Annotated in this window: 5 protein-coding genes; all 5 read right to left on the reverse strand. The window is 56.4% G+C overall.

Going from position 1 to position 3,547, the window contains the following annotated elements; genetic code table 11:
• On the reverse strand, positions 1-263 hold a 263-nt coding region (locus tag GX108_00595), incomplete at its 3' end, for a (2Fe-2S)-binding protein (protein NLO55547.1).
• A gap of 167 nt (positions 264-430) precedes the next feature.
• A complete protein-coding gene (gene tsaB / locus GX108_00600) occupies positions 431-1,093 on the reverse strand; it encodes a tRNA (adenosine(37)-N6)-threonylcarbamoyltransferase complex dimerization subunit type 1 TsaB (protein ID NLO55548.1) in 663 nt (220 codons plus the stop codon).
• Positions 1,090-1,635, reverse strand: coding sequence for a tRNA (adenosine(37)-N6)-threonylcarbamoyltransferase complex ATPase subunit type 1 TsaE (gene tsaE / locus GX108_00605; protein ID NLO55549.1), 546 nt, complete (start codon positions 1,633-1,635; stop codon positions 1,090-1,092). Before tsaE ends, tsaB begins: the two co-directional genes overlap by 4 nt.
• Entirely contained in the window at positions 1,632-3,179 is a 1,548-nt protein-coding gene (locus tag GX108_00610; protein NLO55550.1) for an NAD(P)H-hydrate dehydratase, read from the reverse strand. The genes tsaE and GX108_00610 overlap by 4 nt, the downstream gene beginning before the upstream one ends.
• Before the next feature lie 6 nt (positions 3,180-3,185).
• The coding region (gene acpS / locus GX108_00615) for a holo-ACP synthase (GenBank protein ID NLO55551.1) at positions 3,186-3,547 on the reverse strand (362 nt) is incomplete at its 5' end.

Below are 3,547 nucleotides of genomic sequence, written 5' to 3' on the forward strand. Positions count from 1 at the left end.
GCCTTCAGCGGCGTGATGCAGGACCGGACATTGGGTACACCATCAACGACCAGGAAGCAGGAGGAACATTTGCCGATGGCACAGAAGAAACCCCTTGGCTGCCGCCTCTGAGGGGTCAACCTGTAAATCCTTATTCCATTTGCATGAAGAGCTGCGGCAATCGGTTCGCTCTCAAACCCCTCCAGCTCTTCATCATCGAAGGTGAACTTGATCTTCTTCCCATGCCGGAAATCGAGTATCGGGTGTTCATGGATGAGATCCATGATCACGCATCCCTCCCTTGCTATGTGGAATTCTGTTTACGGAAAAGGAGACTTCTCCCGTCTCGCCTTTTCGAGTCCTTCCTGTTTCATTCCGAGAAATCAATGGCAAATATATCATACTTCAGTGCCGAGTTTGATCAGAGACCTTGTATCATTTTACTGCTCTATCATCGATCCGGCCCCGTATCGGGTTCTCTGATATATTTAGTCCTCGCTTCACCAGGGTCCACTGCTTCACTCAGGAATAAAGCCCCTAACAAGGCAACCGACCCGCCCCTGATAAAAGCGTTCAAGGAGGAGGGTATCCGCGACTCGGCAAGGTCCTGGTGCAAATGAGGGTCTTCATCGGCCACGGTGAAATGGGTGGAGTTCATACCCTCCATTGTAACCAGGTCATCCACGGGCATAATGCCCGGTGGGGAGGCGATAAGGGGGAACCTTCTTTCACCCTTGATGATGGAAAAATAAACCTGGCCCTTTCTCGCCCTGATCAGGGGAATCAGTAACCTCACGCCGTCCAGGAAGGGTGCACCCAGGGCCAAGAGGGAACTGATCGGCACAACCTTTTTGCCTGCGCCTTCTGCCAGGGCGCAGGCATAAGAAAGCCCCACCTTTATTCCTGTGAATGACCCTGGTCCCACTGTCACGGCGACGGCATCCAGGGAAACAGGGGCCAGCGCCGTTCTCTCCAGGGCATCTTCGACAAGGATAGGGAGGAGGGAGGACTGCTTCCTTCCCACAAAATAGTTGACGTCAACGGTGACGGCGCCATCCAAAAAAAGCCCGACCCCGGTCCAGCCCGTGGAACAGTCGATACCCAGTACTTTCATCCCTCGGCCTCCCGGCGCTCGGCGCAAAACCAGGAAAAGAACTGCCCCAGATGCTCGCAGGCGGTTTCTCCTTCGCAGGTGATTTTCACAAGGCGGATATTATGCCCTTCGGTTCCCCGGGGTGGGCCTACCGGCATGGCAAGCTTGACCGTCCAGGTTTCCGACGGTTTTCCACCATCCCAGTTTTCCGGCCATTCGAGAAGCACGATAAACCCTTCCCGCACATATTCCTCGAGCGATAGCTCCATCGATGCGTTATTTTCAATTCTATAAAGATCAACATGCGCAATGGGGATATCACCCTTGTACTCGTTGATCAATGTGAAGGAGGGGCTCCTTACAACGTCACGGCTAATCCTCGAAGCAAAACCCCTGACGAATTCGGTCTTGCCCGCTCCCAAGGTTCCGGAAACAAAAACCACCAGGCCTGGGAAGGAATAGAGCGAAAGGCACCCCGCGAAGGTTTTCGTATCCTCGGGGCTCATCGAAAGGAAGCTGAACCCGCATTTTTGCCTCCGGATCGAGTCGTCCATGAAGATCATGGCTCAACCTTTCGGTAAGCCACCGGCAACCGGGCCATCGCCGAGGGAAGAGCAAGAGCAATCTCGCTGGCGGTAATTCCATGGGGTCCTTTCTCATTTTGCAATAATTCGCCGGCTGAGCCATGGACAAAGGCGGCCGCAGCGGCCGCGTCGAAAGCGCTGAGGCCCCTGGCCAGGAAAGCCCCCACCAATCCTGAAAGAACATCCCCTGATCCAGGAACGGAAAGGCCCGGGACAATATGGGGATTCACCCTGGTCCTTTTGCCGTCGGAAATCAGCGAGCAGGGTCCCTTGAGAAGGGTCACGCCGAATCTCGAGGATAGCGTCAGGGCCGACTTGAGTCGGTATCGCCCCACCCGCGCTCTCTCCATGGACAGCAAAGCCCCCGCCTCGCCCTCATGGGGTGTGATCACCGTATCGGCGCTTCTTGGTTCGAAGTCATCACAACGGACAAGCGAGTGAAGGGCATCGCCGTCCAGGCAGAGTGGACCCTCCCATTCCCTCCAGATTCTCCGGACCAATTCCAGGGGGATGATTCCCCTGTCAAGGCCCGGACCGACCACGACCGCCGAGAATCTCCCACTCCACAGGCTCAGAATGCGATCCCAGGCCTCCGGTGCTATGACCCCATCTTTTTTTTCGACCTCCAGGGGAATAACTTCCGGGTGGAGAGAGAACATTGGCAGCGAATCGATCGGTACAGCAGCGAGGACGCCGCCCGAACCGCCCAGTAGCGCTCCCAGGGCCGAAAGGACTGGCGCTCCTCGGTACCTCTCGCTCCCACCTATTATAAGGACGACGCCCCTGTCGCCCTTGTGTACGAAGGGCGACAGGGGCGGTAAATATCCCGAAACCAGTGATGGTTCCAACAGCTCAACCCTTTGCCCCCCCGGGAGCAGGAGCCCGGTCTCCAGGCCCAGATCCACCGTTACCAGGTCTCCCCGGTATGCCCTTCCCGGCATTACTTCATGACCGATCTTTCTGGCGAGTATTGCGACTGTAAGATCCGCCTTCAAGGCCTCGCCCTCTATCTCGCCCGTCGAGGGGTCGACTCCACTAGGAATATCGATAGCGGTGACAGGGACGATTCCGCCGGCGGCTCTGATGATCCTCTCTATTTCGCCCCTGGGAGCGCCTTTGGAACCCGTTCCCAAGAGGCCATCGATCAACAGGTCCTGTTCGGCGACCAGTTTTGTGAGCTCCCCGTCCGTTTTGCCCTCGGAGGATAGGAGTGGACAGCCGATCTTCCGAAGAATCTCAAGGTTGGTCGCTGCCTCGCGGGCCATCTTGCCTTCCGAAACGGCAAGGAGAATCGAAACAACGAACCCTTCTTTAAGAAGATACCTGGCGGCAACCAGCCCGTCACCGCCGTTGTTCCCTCCACCGCAAGCAATCAATATCCGTGAAATGGAGGGGAACTTCCATTTAACGGCGTCGGCCACGCCCCTACCGGCGTTTTCCATGAGAATGACAGGGGGAATCCCAAGTTGATCCGCAACCTTCCAGTCAGCCTGTCTTATATCCTCGGCATCGTAGAGAAACAAGATAGCTCACCCCTCAAGTACAACCACCGCCACGGCGTAATCTCCCTCATGGGTCACGCTGACATGGACGCTACGGACGCCCAGGGATTGCATCAGTGATTCGGCGTTGCCCTGGATTGACAGGAAGGGCGCGCCTTCCCTGCGTTCGAGGGAGACATTCTTCAGACCGACACGTCCCAAACCCCAACCTCCGGCCTTGGCAAAGGCCTCCTTGGCGGCGAAGGCCGAGGCAAGGTGCCTTGTTTTTCCTCCCCTGGACAAGGCATAATCCTTTTCTCTTTCGGTGAAAACCTTTTCCATGAAGGCGGGGGTGTCCAAAGCATTCCCCAGACGGGAGATGCTGCACATATCAATGCCTATGCCTTTTA

This window comes from Thermovirga sp., from assembly GCA_012523215.1.
Lineage (GTDB): Bacteria > Synergistota > Synergistia > Synergistales > Thermovirgaceae > 58-81.

Coding starts and splice junctions, on each gene's coding strand:
- tsaB (NLO55548.1), bottom strand. CDS start 1,093: ATGAAAGTACTGGGTATCGACTGTTCCACGGGCTGGACCGGGGTCGGG.
- tsaE (NLO55549.1), bottom strand. CDS start 1,635: ATGATCTTCATGGACGACTCGATCCGGAGGCAAAAATGCGGGTTCAGC.